Raw genomic sequence first — 20,201 nt, forward strand, 5'->3', positions numbered from 1 at the left:
GGCGGTGCTAGGCGCCGAGGAGCCGCTGGAGGTAGACGCCGTAGCCGCCCTTGACGAGCGGCGCGGCGAGCTCGGCGAGCTGCGCGTCGTCGATCCAGCCGTTGCGCCAGGCGATCTCCTCGATGCACCCGATCTTGAAGCCCTGGCGGTCCTCGATGACCTTGACGTACTCGGACGCCTGCATCATCGACTCGAACGTGCCGGTGTCGAGCCACGCGGTGCCACGGTCGAGGACCTGCACGCCGAGTTCACCGGCCTCGAGGTAGCGCTCGTTGACCGTCGAGATCTCGAGCTCGCCACGGGCGCTCGGCTCGATCGTCTTCGCGATCTCGATGACCTTGTTGTCGTAGAAGTACAGGCCGGGGACGGCGTAGTTCGACTTCGGCTCGGCCGGCTTCTCCTCGATGGAGACGGCCGTGAAGTCGTCGTCGAACTCCACGACGCCGTAGGCCTTCGGGTCGGCCACGTGGTACGCGAAGATCGTCGCACCGTCGACCTCGGTGTTCTTCCGCAGGTTCGTGCCGAGGCCGGTGCCGTGGAAGATGTTGTCGCCGAGGACGAGTGCGACGCTGTCGTCGCCGATGAAGTCCTCGCCGATGACGAAGGCCTGCGCGAGCCCGTCCGGGGACGGCTGCACGGCGTACTGGATCTCCATGCCGAAGGCGGAGCCGTCGCCGAGCAGGGCCTTGAACTGCTCGTTGTACTCCGGCGTCGTGATGACGAGCACTTCGCGGATGCCGGCCATCATCAGGGTCGACAGGGGGTAGTAGACCATCGGCTTGTCGTAGATCGGCATGAGTTGCTTGCTGATGCCCTTGGTGATCGGCCAGAGGCGCGTGCCGGATCCACCGGCGAGGATGATGCCCTTCATCGAGATCGCTTCCTTACTTCGTTACTTCGTCGTGCGGAGGGACTCGGTGTAGGCCACGCACTCCTCGTACGTCGGCAGCAGACCGGCGGCAGCGGCCGCTTCGAGCGTCGGGGCGCTCGTGTCCTTCTCGGAGAGCACCGGCTCACCGATGCCGTCCGGCAGTTCGAGCCCGACGGTCGGGTCGAGGATCGTGATCCCCTTCTCGCGCTGGGGGTCGTAGTGCGCGCTGACCAGGTAGTTCACGGTGGAGTGGTCCTCGAGCGCGACGATCGCGTGGCCGAGGCCCTCGGACAGGTACACGGCCTTGCGGTCGACGTCGTCGATGCGGACCGAGTCCCACTGCCCGAACGTCGGCGAACCGACGCGGATGTCGACGATGTAGTCGATGAAGGCGCCACGGACGGCGGTGACGTACTTCGCCTGGCTCGGGGCGACGAGGGCGTAGTGGATGCCCCGCGCGACGCCGGCCGACGAGATCGACATGTTCACCTGGCGGAGGTCCAGCGGGTGACCGACCGTCTCCTCGAGGACGTCGGCCCGGTACGCCTCGAGGAATGCTCCTCGTGCGTCGCCGTGCTGGACGGGCGTGAACTCCCACGCGCCGGGGATCTTCAGTTCGCGGATCTGCACCGGGGAAGCCTAGCAAGGTGGCGCATCGCATAGGCTGTCCTGGTTCTGTGCCCCGCGCCCCGCGCGCTGCGACTCCCGAAACGAGACCAAGCGAGCCCGTGAAGCTATTCGTCCAGATCCCCTGCCTCAACGAGGAGAACACCCTCGCCAGCGTCATCGACTCGATCCCGCGTGAGATCGACGGCATCGACGAGATCGAGATCCTGGTCATCAACGACGGCAGCACCGACCGCACCGTCGAGGTCGCCAAGGAGCACGGCGTCAAGCACTTCGTGCACCACACGACCAACATGGGGCTCGCCCGGTCGTTCCGCGACGGCGTCGACTACGCCCTGCTGCACGGTGCCGACATCGTCGTCAACACCGACGGCGACAACCAGTACCCGCAGGCGCAGATCGCCGAACTCGTCCAGCCGATCCTGCGCAAGGAAGCCGAGATCGTCATCGGCGACCGGCAGACCCGCACGATCGAGCACTTCTCCGGCTTCAAGAAGCTCATGCAGCGCTTCGGGTCGTGGGTCGCCAGCCGCGCCGCCGGGCTCGACCTGCCCGACGCCGCGAGCGGGTTCCGCGCCTACTCGAAGTACTCGCTGATCCGCCTGAACATCGTCACGCGCTTCAGCTACTGCATGGAGACCATCGTGCAGGCCGGCTACAAGCGCCTGGCGATCGCGTCGGTACCGATCACGACGAACCCGAAGACGCGCGAGTCCCGGCTGTTCAGCAACATCTTCCAGCACATGTTCGAGTCCGGTTCGGCGATCGCCCGGGTGTACCTGATGTACCGGCCGATGGCGCTCTTCGCCTGGGTCAGCGTGATCCTGGGCGGACTCGGGCTCTGGCCGCTCGTCCGCTACCTGGTGCTGCTCGCGATGCAGACCCCCGGCAACCACCTGCAGTCGATCATCCTCGGTGTGGTGCTGCTCATCACGGCGCTGCTCTCCATCGTGATCGGCGTCGTCGCCGACCTCACCCGCCTCAACCGCACGCTGGCCGAGGAGCAGCTCGACCTGCAGAAACTGCAGCGGTATGGCGACTGACACGGCCCCGGCCGTGTCAGGCACCGTCGCCCGCCCACGGGTCGGCCGTGCCGAGCGCGTCGTCGTCATCGCCCTGACGGTCGCCTTCGCCGCCGTCCTGGCGGTCTGGGCGATCGTGACGACCACCTACAAGGCGCCGGACGAGCCGACGCACGTCGACGCCGTCCTGCACCTGGCGATCGGTGACGCCTGGCCGGAGCCGGGCGCGATGCACTACCTCAACGCCACGCACGACACGCAGATCAGCAACCTGCGACAGCCGGCGTCGGACAACGCGACGTGGGGCCAGCTGCTGCGGGAGTTCCCCGGCGTGCACCCGACGAGCATCGACCAGATGTCGCAGCACCCGCCCACGTACTACGCGCTGGCCGCCGGGGTGCTCCACCTGGTGCACTTCGAGGACCTGCGGTGGGACCACGCCGTGATGGCCCTGCGGCTGTTCGACGCCCTGCTCGTGCTGCCCCTGCCGTTCCTGGCGTGGGCCACCGTGCGTCGACTGACCGGCTCGCCCCGGGCTGCCGTGGTCGGCGGGGCGGCGATCCTGGCCGTCCCCGAGATCGCGTCGATCGGTACCTCGGTGACGAACGACGCCCTGATGCTGCCCCTCGCGGGTGCGCTGGTGTACTTCGTCGTCCGGCTGCTGACGGGCGACCAGCGGGTGCGGACCACGGTGTGGATCGGCCTGCTGCTCGGCGCGATGCTGCTGACGAAGGGAACCGCCCTGCCCGCGGTCCCCTTCGTCGGGATCGCGGTGATGGCGGCGGGCTGCACCCGCGCGACCGTCTGGCGGAACGTGCTGCGCACCACCTGGACGCTGGGGATCGCCGGTGTCGTCGGTGGGTGGTGGTGGCTGCGGAACATCCTCGTGTACCACGCGATCCAGCCCGACGGCATGGCCTACGCCCGTCCGTCGATGCCGTTCCCGGACGACACCGCCGCCAGTCCGGAGGTCTTCCTGCGCGACTACTGGAACGGCGTGACCCGCACGTTCTGGGGCAGCGTCGGCGGCCTGACGCAGTTCCAGTTCGCCCAGTTCCTGATCGACGGCCTGACCATCGTGTCGATCGCCGGCATCGTCGTCTGGGCGTTCCGCCGCGGCCCGTCGCTGCGGCCCGCGATCGTCCTGGCGTCGTACCCCGTCATCCTGATCGCCCTGCACATGCAGAGCGGGTGGGGCGGCTACGTGCGGAACACGATCGTCGCCGGCACCCAGGGGCGCTACTACTACCCCACCCTCATCGCCCTGATCGCCCTGAGCGCCCTGGCCTGGCGGCGCGTGACCGTCACCGCGGCCGGCGCCACACGACTGGCCGTCGGCATGTCCGTCGCAGCGACGGCCATCGCCCTCTACGGCGTCGTCTACGCGCTCCGGGCGTTCGGCCGCGACGCCGCGTTCTGGATCGACGAGTTCTCGATCGTCAAGTTCGACCAGTACGGCATGCTCGCCGCCGGCGGGAACTTCACGCTGGCCACTGTGGCAGCGGTCGCGCTGATCGCCACGGCGGTCCTGCTGGTGCGTTTCGTGCGCCGGACGGCGGTGACGGTGTGACCGCCCGCCGCGAGTGGGTCGTGCTCGGCACGATCACGGCCGCATGGCTGGGCTTGCTGCTCGGCTTCGCCCTGCTCACCCCCGCGTTCGGCGCTCCCGACGAGCCCGCCCACGTCGACGCCGCGTTCCGGTTGGCGCTCGGCCTCGGGTGGCCGCACGGCGGCGAGATGCACTACCTCGCTGCGATCCGGCAGATCGTGGAGCACCCGGTGCCCGCCGTCGACCGCCCCACGGTCGACGCGCTCCTGGCAGCGGTCCCCGGCGACTCCCCCGCGATCGACCCGATGTCGCAGAACCCGCCGACGTACTGGCTCGTCGCCGCGGGCATCCTGCGCCTGATCCGCTTCGGGGCGCACGACTGGGCCACCTCGGTGCTCGTCCTGCGCCTGTTCGACGTCGTGCTCGTGACCGCGCTGCCCGTGCTCGTGTGGGCGACCGTCCGCCGGGTGACGCGGTCGCCACGGACCGCCCTGGTCGCACCGCTGCTGCTCTTCGCGGTGCCGCAGCTCGCGCAGGTCGCCGCCGGCGTGACGTCGTGGGCGCCGATGATCCTGCTCGGCGCCGTGCTCGTGTGGCTGAGCGTGCGCGTGCTCACCGGTGACCGGTCGTGGTGGACCACGGCCGGGTTGGCCGTGGCGGTGACCGGCCTTGCAGCGATCAGCGCACTCGGCCTGCTGGCAGTGCCGTTCGTCGTGCTCGTGTTCGCGCTGGCCCGCGACGAGCGCGACGAGCGCGACGAGCGCGACGAGCGCGACCGCGACCGCGACCGCGACCAGCGCACCGCACGTCCGTGGCGCCGCGCGGCCCTGCACGCCGGCGTGGTCGTCGTCGCCGCCGCCGCGGTGTCCGGCTGGTGGTGGGTCCGCACGCTGCTCGTCAGCGGGACCCTGCTGCCGGACGCCCTGCGCGGCGTCACCACGGTGCAGCCGTACCCGTCGGGCGGCGCGAACCCCGGCGCGTTCGCCGGTCGGCAGTGGGACGGCCTGACCGCCTCGTTCTTCGGGGACTTCGGCGCGAACCAGTGGCCACTGCCGCCCATGGTCGTCGACGCCCTGGCGATCGTCGGTCTCGTCGCCCTCGGCTGGTCGTACGCGCGTCGTGGCGCCGGACGCCGGGTGATGACCATCGCCCTGGTCTGGCCGGTGCTCGTCGTCGTCGCGACCCTTGCCTACAACTGGCGGAACTACCTCGGCACCCACCAGGGCAACGGGCTGCAGGGCCGGTTCCTGTTCGTGGCCGTCGTCGCCCTCGTGCTGTCGCAGGCCGTGGCGTGGCGTGCCCTGGTCGTCCGTCCGGAACTGCGCCGTCGGCTCGCCCGGATCGCCGCCGTCGGCTCGTTCGCCATCGCCCTGTACGGCATCGGCATCGCGTACCGCGGCGCGTGGGAGAACGTCCAGTTCCGGGTCACCCCCGGCGGCCTGTCGGCGATGGCCGGTGGCTCGCTCGCCGGGCCGCTCCCGATCGCGCTGGCCGGCGCGCTGTTCCTCGCCGCCGCCGTCGCAGCCGCCGTGTTCGTCTGGCGCGCGGCCGCAGTGCCGAGCACCACGGCCGCCGTGCCGAGCACCACGACCACCCCCGTCACCGGGCTCCCGCTAGAATCGCCGCCGACCCACGAACCGACCGTCAGGAAAGAGAACTCGTGAAGATCCTCGTCACCGGAGGGGCCGGCTTCATCGGCTCGAACTTCGTCCGCCGCACCCTGGAGGACGCGTACCCCGGCCTCGAGGGCGCCGAGGTCGTCGTCTACGACGCGCTGACCTACTCCGGCAACGAAGCGAACCTCGCACCGGTCGCCGACTCCCCCCGCTACACCTTCGTGCACGGCGACATCCGCGACGCCGCGAAGCTCGACGAGGTCGTCCCGACGGTCGACGCGATCGTGCACTTCGCCGCCGAGTCCCACGTCGACCGCTCGGTCCGCGACTCCGGCATCTTCGTCGAGACGAACGTCGTCGGCACCCAGCGCCTGCTCGACGCTGCGCTCCGCCACGGCACCGAGCGCTTCGTGCACGTCTCCACCGACGAGGTCTACGGCTCCATCAGCGAGGGCTCGTGGGACGAGGAGCGCCCGCTCGAGCCGAACTCCCCGTACTCGGCGTCGAAGGCCGGCAGCGACCTGCTCGCCCGCAGCTACCACCGCACCCACGGGCTGAACCTCTCGATCACGCGCTGCTCGAACAACTACGGGCCGTACCACTTCCCCGAGAAGGTCATCCCGCTCTTCGTCACGAACCTCATCGACGACGTGCACGTCCCGCTGTACGGCGAGGGCAACAACATCCGCGACTGGCTGCACGTCGACGACCACACCCGCGGCATCGCGATGGTCCTGACCCGTGGCCGCGCCGGCGAGATCTACAACATCGGTGGCGGCACCGAGCTCACCAACAAGGAGCTCACGCAGCTGCTCCTCGACGCCACCGGCAAGGACTGGTCGTACGTCGACCGCGTCGCCGACCGCCTCGGGCACGACCTGCGCTACTCGGTCGACATCTCGAAGATCCAGGCCGAGCTCGGCTACGAGCCGCAGGTCCCCTTCGAGCAGGGCCTGGCCGACGTCGTGCAGTGGTACCGCGACAACCGTTCGTGGTGGGAGCCGCTCAAGGAGCGCGCAGCGATCGCATGACCAGGTACCTCATCACCGGCGCCGCCGGCATGCTCGGCCGTGACCTCCAGGCCGCGCTCGCCGGCCGCGACGTCACGGCACTCTCGCGCGCCGAGCTCGACATCACCGACCCGGCCGCGGTGGACGCCGCCGTCGCCGGACACGACGTCGTGATCAACTCCGCCGCGTACACGAAGGTCGACGACGCAGAGTGCCACGAGGACGACGCCTTCGCCGTCAACGCGACCGGCCCGAAGCTCCTGGCCGAGGCCGCGGTCCGCCACGGCGCGAAGCTCGTCACCGTGTCGACGGACTACGTCTTCGACGGCAACGGCACCGCCCCGTACGCCGAGGACGCCCCGACGGACCCGATCAACGCCTACGGCCGCACCAAGGCCGCGGGCGAGGCGTTCGTGCGCGAGATCGCCCCGGACACGTCGTACGTCGTCCGGACCGCCTGGATCTACGGCGCGCACGGACCGAACTTCGCCGCGACGATGCTCCGGCTGGCCGGCTCGCACGACACCGTGAGCGTCGTCACCGACCAGGTCGGTCAGCCGACGTGGACCGGCGACCTCGCCGCGCGGATCGTCGAGCTCGTCGACGGCGACGCCCCCGCGGGCGTCTACCACGGCACCAACGCCGGGCAGGGGTCGTGGTTCGACTTCACCCGCGCCATCTACACCGAGCTCGGACTCGACCCCGAGCGCGTCCTGCCGACCGACAGCGCCGCGTTCGTCCGGCCGGCGCCGCGCCCGGCGTACAGCGTGCTCGGCCACGACGGCTGGTCGCGCGCCGGCCTGGCGCCGATGCGCGACTGGCGCGAGGCGCTGCGCGCCGCGGTGGCCGCAGGAGCGTTGACGAAGTAGGCACGGCAGTCGACCGGGAGGCCCGGATCACGTCCGCCGCGTCGCGAACGTGATCCGGGCCTCCCGTCCCGGTCTCCTGCCGCGGCTTCCAGGGGGCGGCCCACCTGCCCTGGTAGGGTCGGGCAGCCGGGCGCCGGGCCGGTCCTCGGCCCCATCACCACGACGAGGAGAGCAGCACCATGACCACCCTCCACGTCCTCGTCGACCAGGTCGTCGCACCTGTTCCGGGTGGCATCGGGCGGTACGCCGAAGAGCTCGCCCGGCACCTCGTCGCGAACGCGCCGAGCGGCTGCGACGTCGCCGGGGTCGTGTCCGCGGTCAGCTCCGACGAGATGGCCCACCTGCGCACACTGCTGCCCGGTCTGTCCGACCTGCAGCGTCTGCCGCTGGCCCGTCCTGAACTCTCGCTCGCGTGGCAGGGCGGCTTCGTCGGTGGCATCGCGAAGGGCATGGTGCACGCGCCGAGCGTCCTCGCTCCCCTGGTCAAGCACGACCGGTTCCAGGACCCGGGCCGGCAGACCGTCGTCACCGTGCACGACACCGTGCCGTGGACGAACCCCGAGACCCTGACGCCCCGCGGCGTCCACTTCCACAAGGCGATGGTGAAGCGCGCGTGGAAGCACGCCGACGCCGTCGTCGTGCCCACCCACGCGGTCGCGAGCGCACTGAACGAGATCCACCGGTTCGACGACCGACTGCGCGTCATCGGCGGGGCTCCGAGCGGTCGGCTGCGGCTGCCCGTCGACGCCGACCTGCGCGCCGAGCGTCTCGGCCTGCCGGACCGCTACGTGCTGGCCGTCGGCACGCTCGAACCACGCAAGGCGCTCGGGTCCCTCATCGAAGCACTCGCGCACCCCGACGCCCCCGCCGACATCCCACTCGTGATCTCCGGCCCGGACGGCTGGGGGGACGTCGACGTGTACGGCACCGCCGAGCGCGCCGGGCTCGCCCGCGACCGGGTGAAGGTGCTCGGGCGGATCGACGACGCCGACCTCGCCGTGGTCTACGACCGGGCCACGGTCTTCGTGTTCCCGAGCTTCGCCGAGGGCTTCGGCCTGCCCGTGATCGAGGCGATGAGCTTCGGCACCCCGGTCATCCACTCCGACGACCCCGCCGTGGCCGAGGTCGCGTCGGACGCCGGAGTCACCGTCGCCCGGAACCCGCGAGAGTCCTACCCGGAGCGGATCGCACAGGCGGTCTACCAGGTGGTCAACGACCCGTTGCTCGCCGGGCAGCTCGCCGTCGCGGGGCCGGACCGCGCCCGCATGTACGACTGGAGCGACTCCGCCGCCGAGACCTGGCAGCTGCACGCCGACCTCTGAGCCGGCGGCACGTCACTTCTTGTACGTGTAGGTGCTGACCCAGTCGATGTACAGGTGGCCGGTGGCACCCCAGTTGCCGACCTGGAACATGTACCGGTGCGCGGTCTTCGGCACGTGCTTCGTGATCGTCTTGATCACCTTGCCGTCGAGGCGGTAGCGCACCGACTTCCCCGGGATCCACTCGATCGAGTACGTGTGCCACGAGCGCCAGGAGACGCCGGTGCTCAGGCTCGTCGCGTTGACCTCCTGGCCGGGGGTCATCGAGTGGTGGTGCAGCATCGGCTGCTGGTCGAAGTTCGCCTCGGGGTAGTCGATCTCACCGTCCGACCACTTGTCGGACGAGGGCCACAGCATGAACGCGGCACCGTTCCCGTCGCCGCCGGTCGCCTTGGCACGGACGATGAACTTGCCGCCCTTGTGCCCCCACGCACCCGACGGGGTGCCGAACGTGCCGGCGGCGCCGTGCTTGCCGTCGAGCTTGACGTCCATGTACCCGTTGTGCGAGCTGATCTGGGCGCCCGAGTAGTACATGCCCCCGGTGCCGTCCGGGTAGGGCTGCCACGACTTCGCGTAGGTCTTGGCGAACTTCCCCTTGGCGGCCGCCGCCGTGCTGAAGTTCTCGCGGAAGGTCTGCTTGAAGTTCCCGACGTTCCCGATCGGTGCCGAACTGGCGGACGCTGCGGTTCCCGTGCCGAGCGGTCCTGCGACGAGTGCGGCACTGAGGAGCACGACGGTGAGTGCGGCCCGCTTGGTTGCGCGTTTCTGCATGAGCTGTCACTCCCTGACGTGACGGTTCGCACCCGTTCCCGTGGGTGCCGGGCTGCCGGATCTCGACCACCCGCCGTTCACCGTAGTTGCGAAATGCAGCCCGCGCGCGGGGTTGACAGAACCGGTTTATCCCCAGTACGCGGGGGTTGCAGAACGTTCCGTCTACGTCGAAGAAGTGCTGATCAGCGCCGTGTTGCGTCCCCCGTTCTGGGGCTGCCGGCGACTCGTGGACTCGGGCCGGTGGTGGTGTTCAGACCCGCGTGCGACGGCGGCGTGACGACACCACGGCGGTGACGACCGCGGCGAGGAGGGCGACGACCGCGACGACCGCTGCGACCTCGGCCACGTGCAGAGCCAGGAGCCACGACTCGTACTGCGACTTCGTCGCGACGACGTGCTCGTCGGCGCCTCGGAACCACCAGGACACCGGGTCCACCGGGCCGGCACCCCGGGCAGCGACGGCGCACACCACGGCTGCGACGACCGCGACACCGACCAGGACGAGGGTCGCGGTGTGGCGACGGAGTCGAGTGGTCACGGCGTTGCTCAGAGGGAGTCGCGCAGGCGCGCGGCCTTCTCCTCGACCAGTCGCTCGAGGCCGTCGGCGTACTCGGTCAGGCGAGCCGCGACCGCGGGCTCCGAGGTGCCGATGATCCGCGCGGCGAGGAGTCCGGCGTTCGCGGCACCGTTGATCGCCATCGTCGCCACCGGGATGCCGGCCGGCATCTGCACGATGGACAGCAGCGAGTCGAGGCCGTCGAGGCGTGCGAGCTGCACGGGGACGCCGATCACGGGCAGCGTCGTCATCGAGGCCACCATGCCCGGCAGGTGCGCGGCACCACCGGCACCGGCGATCACGACGCGGATGCCACGCTCGGCGGCGCCGCGGGCGAACCGGGTCATCTTGTCGGGCGTGCGGTGCGCCGACACGACGTCCGCCTCGAACGGGATGCCGAGCTCGGCCAGGATGTCGGCCGCAGCGCGCATCGTCGGCCAGTCGGAGTCCGACCCCATGATGATCGAGACGAGCGGCTGGACGGGTGCGTCGGTGTCGGTCACGCGACGAGCCTAGCCGAGCAGCACGCGGCGCCAGGCGCCGTCGTCACGGCCGATCGTGCGCTCCCCCGTGACCCACCGGACGGCCCGTTCGTCAGCCGTCCCGCGCTCGACGGCAGCGCGCACCGCATCGCGCCAGGCCCCGACGTCGTCCGGCACCGCCACGGCCCCGTGGGCCCGCGCCACGGCGTACGAGGGCCGGTCCGAGACCACTGCGGGCAGACCGAGTGCGGTGTACTCGAGGAACTTCAGGTCGCTCTTCGCGCGGTTGAACTCCTCGTCACGCAGGGGCGCGACACCGGCACGCCAGCGCTCCCGGTGCGCCACGAGCCAGCGGGAGAACGCCGGGTAGTGGCCGTCCGGCACCTCGACGCGGCGGAACCAGTCGGCGCCGCCCTCGTCGGTCACCCCGATGACCTCGAGCCGGATCGGCGTGCCGTCGGTGGCCGTCAGGTCGGTGAAGACGTCGCGCAGGAGTTCGAGGTCGGCGGCGTGGGTGAGCGTGCCCATGTAGAGCACCCGGTGCTCTGCCCCGGGGCGATCGTCGTCGTCCTCGGTTGCGCCGGGGGTCCACAGCCCCGGGTCGAGTGCGTTCGGCACGACCGTGACGTCGCGGGCGACCGGGCGCACGACCTCGGCGAGCTCCGGTGTGCTCACGACGACCGTGTCGGCACCGCGGACCAGTGCGTCGATCGAGGCGAGGCGGTCCGGGTCGTACTCGGCGCGGGCGAGGCGCTGGCGGCCGGACTCGGTGAAGAAGTCGTCGTCGACCTCGCCGACGACGCGGACGCCGCGGGCAGCAGCCGCCGCGAGGAAGGGCTGCACGGCGTCGCGCGGCAGGATGTCGCGCTGCACCAGGACGGCGGCGTACGACGTCGTGTCGGTCCCGTCGACGAACGCGACGGGGTCGACCTGGCGGACCTCGGCCGTGCCGCTGGCCGCCAGGTGCTCGGTGCGCCGGACGACGCGCACGTGGGCGGACGCGGGGTGGGCACCGTCACCACCCGCGACGACGTAACCGAGGACCGGCAGCGGAGCAGGCACGAGGGGTGTCCCGGCGACGACCCGGCGGAGTCGACGTGCGGCCCGGCGGACGAGATCACGCGGCATGCGCCCATCCTCTCGCACCTCGCACGGTGCGGGATCGCGGACCGTGCGAGCGGTCAGCGCCGCGCGACCGTCACCGTCCGGCAGGGACTCGCCTTCCGGTCCTTCCCGGTGCCGGTGTTCCGCGCGACCGCGCAGACGGTCCGCTTGCCGGCCTTGAGGGCGACGGTGCCGGCGAAGCCGTGCTTCGTTCCGGACCCCCACGTCCGGTCGACGTCGGCGCGCACGCGTCCCGCCGACAACGACGTCACCCGCCTGCCGTCGACCGTGATCGCGACCGTGCTGGCGGAGGACACGGCGTCACCGTCGAAGGCCCAACCACGGACGCTGATGCCGCCCCGCTTCCCCGTCACCGACTCGAGCGCGACGTAGGGGTCGTGCCGGAAGGCGCGGACGGTGGCGCACCCGAGCGTGGTGTCCGACCCGGCGCCGATGTTCACGGCGGTCACGCAGACCCGGCGAGCGCCGGCGGCAGCGGGGACGACGGCCTCGAAGCCGTGGGTCGCCCCGACGCCCGCGGCGGCGTCGACGTCGGTGCGGCGGAGTCCGGCGGTCACGGCTCCCGCGGCGACGCCGTCGACGGTGGCACGGACCCGGACGGGCTGCGTGGGGTCGTCCTCGTCGAAGGCCCACCCGCGGACCCGGACGCCGCCACCGGTGCCGGCGACGACCTCGAGCGATCCCTGCGGCGCGAGGTCGGCCGCGGGGACCCCGAGCCGGGCGTTCGCGACGAGCGCCTGGGCGTAGGGGGACCACCACTTGCCCGCGGCGGGGGCGCCGTTGCAGGTGCCGTCGCTCGCGCCGGGGGTCTTCACCCACAGCAGGGCGTCGAGTGCGGTGCCGTCGGTGGCGACCCGGGGCGAGGTGCCGAGTCCGGCGCCGGGGCCGTTGCACCAGGTCCCCCGCCAGCCCTGCCCGTTCCGCGAGGTGTCGATCACGTAGTGCGATCCCCCGGTCGCGCTGGAGACCTTCTGCGCGTAGGCCTGTTCCTGCGCGGTCGGGTAGTAGTTCGCGACGTTCGTGAAGAACCCCCGGCCCCGCTGCACGCCGGCACTGTTCAGCCGTGCGGCCATCGTCGCGGGCGGCACCCAGTTCGAGTTGCCGGCGTCGAGGTAGGCGGGCACCCCGGCGGCGGTGAGCCCGGCGACCGTGCGGGACAGGATCCGGTAGCGCTGGTCGTCGAGCGCGGTGCTGCACTTCGCGTTGCTGAGCATCGCGAGGGAGTCCGGCTCGACGATCACGGCGGCGCGGTGTCCGGCGAGCGCCGCGGTGACCTGGTCGACCCAGGCGTCGTAGGAGACCTCGGAGAACCCGCCGGCGGAGTACCCGCCGCAGTCCCGGTCCGGGATCGCGTACAGCACGAACACCGGGGTGGTGCCGGACTGCTCGGCTCCCGAGACCGCCGTGCTGATCGTCTTGGTCAGCTGGGTCCCCTGCGTCCACTCGCCGAGCCACGTCGCGACGGGGTACCGGGCGATGGTCGACGCCGCGGCGGCACCAGCGGGGTCCGAGGCGGCGAGCGCGGTGGCTGCCTTCGCTGCTTCGCTCGTGGGCGACCGGTAGGGCCCCGCACCGTACAGCGACGCAGCCGATGCGGACCGGATGGTCGCCGCGGACGTCGCGGCGGTGGCGCTCGACCCGACCGCGACGGGCAGCAGCCCGCCGACGAGGGCGGTGAGTGCGACGGCGGCGCCGCAGACGACAGCACGGCGCGGACGGCGGCGCATGGACACTCCCCTGGACGATCGGACCCCTGACCCGTCCATGGCACCACGCGCGCGCCGTGGCGGCCAGCCGCCAGTGCGGGTGGCACCCGAGGGGGTGTCGGCAACAGTGCCGACACCCGTTGTCAGTCGTCGAAGTGCGCCGCGGCCGCGCGTGCCCGGTAGACGACGTCGTCGACGTCGTCGCCGATCACGGTGACGTGCCCGATCTTCCGACCGGGTCGGGGGGACTTGCCGTAGAAGTGGTACTTCGCCTCGGGGAACGCCTCGAGCGCGGCCGGGTACCGGGCGGCCAGGTCGCCGTCGGCCGGTCCGCCGAGCACGTTGATCATCACGGCGGCCGGGGCGAACGACCCGGTGGCGCCGAGCGGCAGGTCGAGGACGGCACGCAGGTGCTGCTCGAACTGGCTCGTCGTCGCACCGTCGATCGTCCAGTGGCCGGTGTTGTGCGGTCGCATCGCGAGTTCGTTGATGAGGATGCGCTCGTCGGCGGTCTGGAACAGCTCGACGGCCAGGACCCCGGTGACCCCGAGTTCCTCGGCGATCCGGACCGCGATCGACTCCGTCACGTCGGCGATGCGTCCGGCGCTGTCGGGCGCGGGGGCGATGACCTCGGCGCAGACACCGTCGCGCTGCACGGTCTCGACCAGCGGCCACGCGACCACCTGGCCGGAGGGGCGGCGGGCGACGGACTGCGCGAGTTCGCGGGTGAACGGGACGAGCTCCTCGGCGAGCAGGGCCTGCCCGCCGCCGGCCTCGGCGACCGCGATGAACCAGTCGTCGACGTCCGAGGGGTCGGACACGACCCGCACGCCCTTGCCGTCGTAGCCACCGCGGGGCGTCTTCACGACCGCACGGCCGCCGTGCTCGTCGAGGAAGGCCCGGAGCTCGTCGGGGTCGTGCACCGCGGCCCAGTCCGGCACCGGCAGGCCGAGCTCGGAGAGCTTCGTGCGCATCGTGATCTTGTCCTGGGCGACCGCCAGCGGACCGGGTCCGGGGCGGACGGCCACACCGGCGTCGACCAGGGCGCGCAGGACGTCCTGGGGCACGTGCTCGTGGTCGAAGGTCACCACGTCGACGTCGCGAGCGAACGCCAGCACGGACTGGGCGTCGTGGTAGTCGCCCTCGGCCGAGGCGGCGATGGCGGCCGACATGCCCGGCCCCTCGGCGAGGACCCGGATGTCGATCCCCAGCTCGACGGCCGCCGGCACCATCATCCGTGCCAGCTGTCCCCCACCGATGACCCCGACGCGCAACGCCATGCTGTGTGATCCTTCCGGCGTTCACACCGTCCGGGGTGAACGCGTTGTCTACAATCGCTGATCGGGTCGCGTTGTGCACGGCCCGCGACAACTCTACGGATCCTGGAGGGCACGTGCGGCGCCTCATTGCCCAGCTGGCACGCTTCGGCGTGGTCGGTGCCGTCGGCTTCGTCGTGGACACCACGGTGTTCAACGTGCTGCGCATCACCGTCCTGAACCCCGACGAGGTGCACTCCGGGCCGTTCTGGGCGAAGGTCATCTCCACCGTCGTCGCCATCTTCGTCAACTGGATGGGCAACCGGTACTGGACGTTCCGCGAGCAGCGCCGTGCCGTCGCCACCCGCGAGGGCATCGAGTTCGTCGTCGTCTCGCTCGGCGGCATGGTCATCGCGCTCGCGTGCCTCGGGGTGTCCCACTACGTGATGGGACTGACCTCGGTCTTCGCCGACAACGTCGCGAACATCGTCGGCCTGGTGCTCGGCACGGTGTTCCGCTTCTGGCTCTACAAGGTGTGGGTGTACCACCCCGAGCGGACCGGCTCCGAGCCCGCGGCCGCCGACGTCGCACCCGAGGGGCGCGCCCTAGACTCGACCGGGTGACGGCCCACGAGACCACCACCAGCACCACCGCACCACCCCGCACCGCCCGCTGGGAGCGTGTGGCGATCGCCGTCGTCACGGCGACCTTCGGCCTGTGGCTCGTCGCCTGGGCGCTGATCGTCCCGGTCTTCGAGGCCCCGGACGAGACGGCGCACATCGACGCCGCCGTGCACGTCGCGCTCGGTGACGCCTGGGCCGCCCCGGGCGACCTGTCCGTCACCAACGCGGTGCAGGCCGCGAAGGTCGAGCAGGCGACCAAGCCGTCCAGCGAGTGGTCGACCGTCAGCGAGCTGCTGCAGAACGCCCCCGGGCCGTCGTCGACCGTCAACCAGATGACCCAGCACCCGCCGACCGCCTACCTCGCCGGTGCCGCCGTGCTCCGTGCCGTGGACTTCGGCGACCTGCGGTGGGACCGGGCGTTCACCGCGCTGCGGCTCGCCGACGTCCTCGCCGTCACCGCACTGCCGCTGCTGGCGTGGGCGTCCGTCCGCCGCGTGACCCGGTCGCCGCGGGCCGCGCTCGTCGGTGGGCTCGCCGTGTTCGCGACGCCCGAGCTCGCGTCCATCGGCTCCTCGTTCTCGAACGACGCCCCCGTGCTGCTCGTCGCCGGAATCGTCGTGTGGCTCGCCACCCGGCTGCTCACCGGTGACACCCGGTGGCGCACCACCATCGCGCTCGCGGTGGTGCTCGGCGCCCTGGTCTGGATCAAGGGCACCGGACTGCCCGCCGTGCCGTTCGTGGCGGTGGTCGTGCTCTTCGCCGGCGCCGGGGTGCTGTCGCTGCGGCAACGGGTGGTCCGCACCGTGGTGACGATGGCCGTGTCCGGTGGCATCGGGGCGTGGTGGTGGATCCACAACTGGTTCGCGTACGGCCGGATCCAGCCGAACGGGTACACGGCGATGCGTCCGCCGAAGGACTTCCCGCCCGGCGAGCACCCGACGCTCGGGCACTTCCTCGACGTCAGCTGGGGCACGCTCGCGCGCACGTTCTGGGGCAGCTTCGGCGGTCGGGCACAGGTCAGCATGGGCGACCTCCTCACCGCCGTCCTGACGGTCATCGCGCTCGTCGTGCTCGTGGGCTGGGCGTTCCGGCGCGGCCCGGACCTGCGGGTGGCCCTGTGCCTGGCGGTGTTCCCGGCGCTGCTCATCGGCATCCAGAACCGGACGAGCGCGCACTCGTACCTCACCACCACCGAGGTCGCCGCGACCCAGGGGCGCTACTACTTCCCCGCGATCGTCTGCCTGATCGTGCTGAGCGCCCTGGCCTGGCGTCGCCTGGTGCCCGCCGGACGCGCGCGCTCGTGGGTCGCGGTGGCGCTGGCCGTCCTGCTGCCCGCGGTGGGCGTGTACGGCTTCGCGGTGGCGTCGGCGTGGTTCTGGAACGCCGCCCTGTTCCCGGTGACGGGCCGCGGACTGCTCCGCTACACGGAGATCGGGCCGGTGCCGCCCGCAGTGCTCGTGGTCGTGGTCGCGCTGGTGGCCGTCGGCCTGGTCGCGTCGGTCGTCCAGGTCGCCCGCGCCGATCGTCGGGTGGCCGCCCCCGCGTCGTGACCGCACGTCGGGCGTTCGGGTGACGGGGTGGACGCTGCACCAGACGGACGGGAGGCCCGGTGCCAGCTGGCACGGGCCTCCCGTCCGTCGTCACGCGCGTCGCGTGCCCCCGGATGGTGAGCAGGAACGGTCGGGTCGCGCACGGCGGACCCGACCGTTCCTGCTCACGACGTGCGGGTCAGGCGGCGGGGGCGCTGCCTTCGACCGCGGAGGGGTCGTCGGTCGGGCGACCACGACGGAACCACGTCGGGGCTGCGGCGCAGAGCAGGAAGAGTCCGTCGACCGCGAGGCTCCAGATGCGGGTGACGACGACCACCACGAGGGCGACCGGCACCGGCATCACCAACGCGAGCAGGAGGGCCTGGACGCCCTCGCGGACACCGAGCCCGCCGGGGGCGAAGACCGCCAACATGCTGATCGCCGAGGCCATGCTGGCGGCACCGATGACGAACGCCGCGTCGGAGAGCTTCAGCGACGGGTACACCGCCAGCGTGATGAAGTAGTACGCGGTACCCGACAGCACCGCGCCGGCGACGTACAGTCCGGCCCCGCCGAGCACCGTGCCGAGGTTCGGGCGGACGTCGGCCTCGAGCGGCTTGCGGCGCAGGATCTTCAGCGCGATGCCGATCAGGAACACGAACACACGCGGGATCAGGCAGACGACGCAGCCGATGAACGCCGCGATCATCAGGGCGATGAGCCACGGGTCGAGGTCGTGCGTGCGCGGGTCGATGAGCAGCAGCACGAGCGCCAGGGCCAGCGTGGCGGCGATCTGCAGGGCGCCCTCGAGCAGGCCGCTCACGCCGAGCCGGGCCTTCGAGACGCCGTGCTTCGAGGCGAAGTAGACCTTGCCGATGATCCAGGTCGCGGCCCCCGGGATGTAGCGGCCCATCCAGGACTTCGCGTAGACGTAGGTCAGCGTGACGCCGCTGCCCTTCAGGCCGGTCGCACCGAGCCGCCGCAGCAGGTAGAACCAGATGCCGACACCCCAGTAGCGGAACCCGAGGCTGATCAGCGTCGCGACGACCACCCAGCCCCATTGCCAGTCGGCCTCGGCGAGCTGTCCCCAGTCGACGCCGCGCAGGTACAGCACGAGGAACACCCCGAGCAGGACGTAGAAGACGATGGGGATCGCCTTGCCGAGGAACCGTCGCCAGGTCGGCGGACGCTTCCCCTCGGGCGCGGGGGTGTCGCTGGTGGTTCCTGACAAACGTGGTCTCCTGCCGGGCTTCGGGACCAGGTCATCGTAGACGCTGGTGTGGCGCGCTCCCTGGAGCGGCGGCTACTTCGCGAACTTCACGATCTGGATGCGGCAGGGGATCTCGGGATCGGTGGACCGGTCGGCGCTGCACGAGATCGTCGCGTTGTACGTGCCGACGAGCTTCCCGGCCATCGAGTAGTCGCGTGCCGGCGCATTGGCGGGGTCGAACTGCACGAAGTACTGCACGCCCTCGTCGATGAACAGCTTGCGCATCGCGTCCGAGTGGTACGTGTAGCCCTGACCTGAGCGACCGTACACACGCGTGTCGGTCAGGAACGCCAACGAGGACAGCGACCGGTAGTTCGAGCCGATGACGGTGGCGTCCTCGGGCAGGGCTCCGCTCGCCCGGATCTGGTCGGCGAGCCGCACGATCTCGGGGACGTCGGTCGGGCCGGTGACACGAAGCGCCTCGGTGCGGTTCACCGACGGGTAGAAGGGTGCCGGCGACCCGACCCAGTTCTGCGTGAACGACGCCACGGGGACGACCGCGATCGCGACGCACGCCACGATCGTCCGGACCACGCCGCGTCGTCGGACCAACCGCCAGACGGCCGGCAGCATGAGCGCGCCGATCATCGCCGTCAGGTAGAACAGCGGCCAGTAGTACCGCGCGTTCCCGCCACCGCTCGACGACGACGTGATCATGCCGTAGCCGACGAAGTAGACCAGGGTCGTCGCCGCGACGATGCACGTGAACGCGTACCGACGGAACCGGACCACGCCGATCACCAGGGCAGCGGCGAAGAGCAGGGCGATCGGTGCAGCGAACGGCGCGAACGTGCTGATCTTCTGCAGGTAGTAGGGCAGCGCGAGCGTGCGCTCGTGCAGGTAGTAGCCGGCGCGGGCCGCGATGCCGGAGTCCTTCGTGACCTTCGGCGCGGTGTCCTCGGTGGTCGACTCGGTGGTCGGCGGCACCACGGACGGGTCCGGGTTGTCCATCGGGCCCTGCTTGTAGACCGACGGGGTGAAGTCCTCGTTCGGCGAGAACGCGTGCGAGTTCGGCGGCACGGGCAGGAACGGCCAGTCGGTCGCACGCCCGCCGTCGTCGAACTTCGAGCCGATGTTCACCGAGAGCGACGAGCCCAGGGTCGGCGAGCCGTACTTCATGGTCAGGGCACCCACCCACGGCGCGATGACGACGGCGAAGACCACGATCGTGGCCACGGGCGACGTCCACCAGTGCAGCACCGGCTCGCGACGGCGTCGGGCGGACCAGACCCGGAGCAGCAGCCACAGGATCACCGCGCCGACCGCCACCGGCAACAGGAAGAGCTTCACGAAGTACCCGACGGCCGCGACCGCACCGAGCACCCCGCCGGAGACCAACCGGGCCCGCGTCGAACCGTGCAGCGCCTGGTCGGCCCACCGGAGTGCCCACAGGTAGCCGACGACCCACGCGACGACGAGCAGGTCGGGGGTCTGCACCGACACCGCGCTCATCAGTGCCGGGATCGCGGTGACCATGAAGAGGACGGCCGGCACGATGCGGTGGTTCTGCGACCACACCAGCCAGCCGCCGATGCCGAGCACGACGGCGACCGCGAAGCAGTTCACGACCGCGAAGGCCGTCTGCATGCCGAGGCCGGCCGCGATGAACGGCGCCATCATCCAGGACACCATCGGCGACCAGTAGGCGTTGATCGCGTCGGGCAGCCAGCCGTTCGCGTACTCCCGGGCGATGCCCATGTAGGAGATGCCGTCGACGTTCGTCACGCCGAGGCGGTTGTGGTACGCCACGGCGGCGCTGAGCCCGACGCCCACGACGACCAGCACCGCCAGGATGACCGGCGCGACGACGTGCTTGAACCGGCTCGGAACCGCCCCCGAACGCCGGTGGACGGGCTCGTGGGTGATCTGCGTTGCGGCTGCGCTCGTCGAGGTCACGTGCTTCATCATGACATCCGAACCGAAACACCAGGCACAGGGTCCCTGATCGCGGCGCCGGGTCGGCGTGTGGGAGACTGCCTGCGACCCCGCTCCGACCACCA

At 71.3% G+C, this 20,201-nt stretch carries 18 protein-coding genes; 8 read left to right on the top strand and 10 right to left on the bottom strand.

Annotation, left to right across the window (positions count from 1 at the left end; all coding sequences use genetic code 11):
- Nucleotides 1–7 precede the first annotated feature (7 nt).
- Entirely contained in the window at nt 8–871 is an 864-nt protein-coding gene (gene rfbA / locus DEJ14_RS12100; RefSeq protein ID WP_111085998.1) for a glucose-1-phosphate thymidylyltransferase RfbA, read from the bottom strand.
- Between the two features lie 21 nt (nt 872–892).
- Nucleotides 893–1,501, bottom strand: coding sequence for a dTDP-4-dehydrorhamnose 3,5-epimerase family protein (locus DEJ14_RS12105; RefSeq protein WP_111085999.1), 609 nt, complete (start codon nt 1,499–1,501; stop codon nt 893–895).
- Between the two features lie 98 nt (nt 1,502–1,599).
- Here DEJ14_RS12105 and DEJ14_RS12110 point away from each other — a divergent pair, with 98 nt between their 5' ends.
- The 6 genes from DEJ14_RS12110 to DEJ14_RS12135 all read left to right on the top strand — a co-directional run bounded on the left by DEJ14_RS12110 (nt 1,600) and on the right by DEJ14_RS12135 (nt 8,886).
- Nucleotides 1,600–2,541: a glycosyltransferase family 2 protein gene (locus DEJ14_RS12110; RefSeq protein WP_111086000.1), complete on the top strand. Its 942-nt coding sequence runs from the start codon at nt 1,600–1,602 to the stop codon at nt 2,539–2,541.
- Nucleotides 2,542–2,554: 13 nt separating this feature from the next.
- Entirely contained in the window at nt 2,555–4,090 is a 1,536-nt protein-coding gene (locus DEJ14_RS12115) for a glycosyltransferase family protein (protein ID WP_181437578.1), read from the top strand.
- Complete coding sequence (locus DEJ14_RS12120; protein WP_111086002.1) at nt 4,087–5,733, top strand: glycosyltransferase family protein; 1,647 nt, start codon at nt 4,087–4,089, stop codon at nt 5,731–5,733. The genes DEJ14_RS12115 and DEJ14_RS12120 overlap by 4 nt, the downstream gene beginning before the upstream one ends.
- A complete protein-coding gene (rfbB, locus tag DEJ14_RS12125) occupies nt 5,730–6,716 on the top strand; it encodes a dTDP-glucose 4,6-dehydratase (protein ID WP_111086003.1) in 987 nt (328 codons plus the stop codon). Before DEJ14_RS12120 ends, rfbB begins: the two co-directional genes overlap by 4 nt.
- Nucleotides 6,713–7,564, top strand: coding sequence for a dTDP-4-dehydrorhamnose reductase (rfbD, locus tag DEJ14_RS12130; RefSeq protein WP_111086004.1), 852 nt, complete (start codon nt 6,713–6,715; stop codon nt 7,562–7,564). The genes rfbB and rfbD overlap by 4 nt, the downstream gene beginning before the upstream one ends.
- 179 nt (nt 7,565–7,743) lie before the next feature.
- Nucleotides 7,744–8,886, top strand: coding sequence for a glycosyltransferase family 4 protein (locus tag DEJ14_RS12135; protein ID WP_111086005.1), 1,143 nt, complete (start codon nt 7,744–7,746; stop codon nt 8,884–8,886).
- Nucleotides 8,887–8,898: 12 nt separating this feature from the next.
- On the opposite strand, the gene DEJ14_RS12140 is transcribed toward DEJ14_RS12135, so the two are convergent.
- The 6 genes from DEJ14_RS12140 to DEJ14_RS12165 form a co-directional block, all read right to left on the bottom strand.
- A complete protein-coding gene (locus tag DEJ14_RS12140; RefSeq protein WP_111086006.1) occupies nt 8,899–9,654 on the bottom strand; it encodes a glycoside hydrolase family 16 protein in 756 nt (251 codons plus the stop codon).
- 250 nt (nt 9,655–9,904) lie between these two features.
- Entirely contained in the window at nt 9,905–10,192 is a 288-nt protein-coding gene (locus DEJ14_RS12145; RefSeq protein WP_111086007.1) for a hypothetical protein, read from the bottom strand.
- A gap of 8 nt (nt 10,193–10,200) precedes the next feature.
- The gene (gene purE, locus DEJ14_RS12150) at nt 10,201–10,668 is read right to left on the bottom strand and encodes a 5-(carboxyamino)imidazole ribonucleotide mutase (protein WP_216834593.1); all 468 of its coding nucleotides are present in this window, start codon (nt 10,666–10,668) and stop codon (nt 10,201–10,203) included.
- Between the two features lie 54 nt (nt 10,669–10,722).
- A complete protein-coding gene (locus DEJ14_RS12155; RefSeq protein WP_111086009.1) occupies nt 10,723–11,820 on the bottom strand; it encodes a glycosyltransferase family protein in 1,098 nt (365 codons plus the stop codon).
- A gap of 53 nt (nt 11,821–11,873) precedes the next feature.
- Nucleotides 11,874–13,544: a glycoside hydrolase family 6 protein gene (locus tag DEJ14_RS12160; RefSeq protein ID WP_181437579.1), complete on the bottom strand. Its 1,671-nt coding sequence runs from the start codon at nt 13,542–13,544 to the stop codon at nt 11,874–11,876.
- A 122-nt stretch (nt 13,545–13,666) separates the two neighbouring features.
- Nucleotides 13,667–14,803: a 5-(carboxyamino)imidazole ribonucleotide synthase gene (locus DEJ14_RS12165; protein ID WP_111086011.1), complete on the bottom strand. Its 1,137-nt coding sequence runs from the start codon at nt 14,801–14,803 to the stop codon at nt 13,667–13,669.
- A 113-nt stretch (nt 14,804–14,916) separates the two neighbouring features.
- On the opposite strand from DEJ14_RS12165, the gene DEJ14_RS12170 reads away from it, so the two are divergent.
- A complete protein-coding gene (locus DEJ14_RS12170; RefSeq protein WP_111086012.1) occupies nt 14,917–15,402 on the top strand; it encodes a GtrA family protein in 486 nt (161 codons plus the stop codon).
- A complete protein-coding gene (locus DEJ14_RS12175; RefSeq protein WP_111086013.1) occupies nt 15,399–16,952 on the top strand; it encodes a DUF2142 domain-containing protein in 1,554 nt (517 codons plus the stop codon). The genes DEJ14_RS12170 and DEJ14_RS12175 overlap by 4 nt, the downstream gene beginning before the upstream one ends.
- 178 nt (nt 16,953–17,130) lie before the next feature.
- Here the strand turns inward: DEJ14_RS12175 and DEJ14_RS12180 are convergent, their stop codons facing one another.
- The gene (locus DEJ14_RS12180) at nt 17,131–18,162 is read right to left on the bottom strand and encodes a lysylphosphatidylglycerol synthase domain-containing protein (RefSeq protein WP_181437580.1); all 1,032 of its coding nucleotides are present in this window, start codon (nt 18,160–18,162) and stop codon (nt 17,131–17,133) included.
- A gap of 72 nt (nt 18,163–18,234) precedes the next feature.
- Nucleotides 18,235–20,106, bottom strand: a complete 1,872-nt coding sequence (locus DEJ14_RS12185; protein WP_111086015.1) for a glycosyltransferase family protein — start codon at nt 20,104–20,106, stop codon at nt 18,235–18,237.
- Between the last annotated feature and the right edge of the window lie 95 nt (nt 20,107–20,201).

It is taken from the genome of Curtobacterium sp. MCJR17_020 (assembly GCF_003234365.2).
In the GTDB taxonomy this organism is placed as follows: domain Bacteria; phylum Actinomycetota; class Actinomycetes; order Actinomycetales; family Microbacteriaceae; genus Curtobacterium.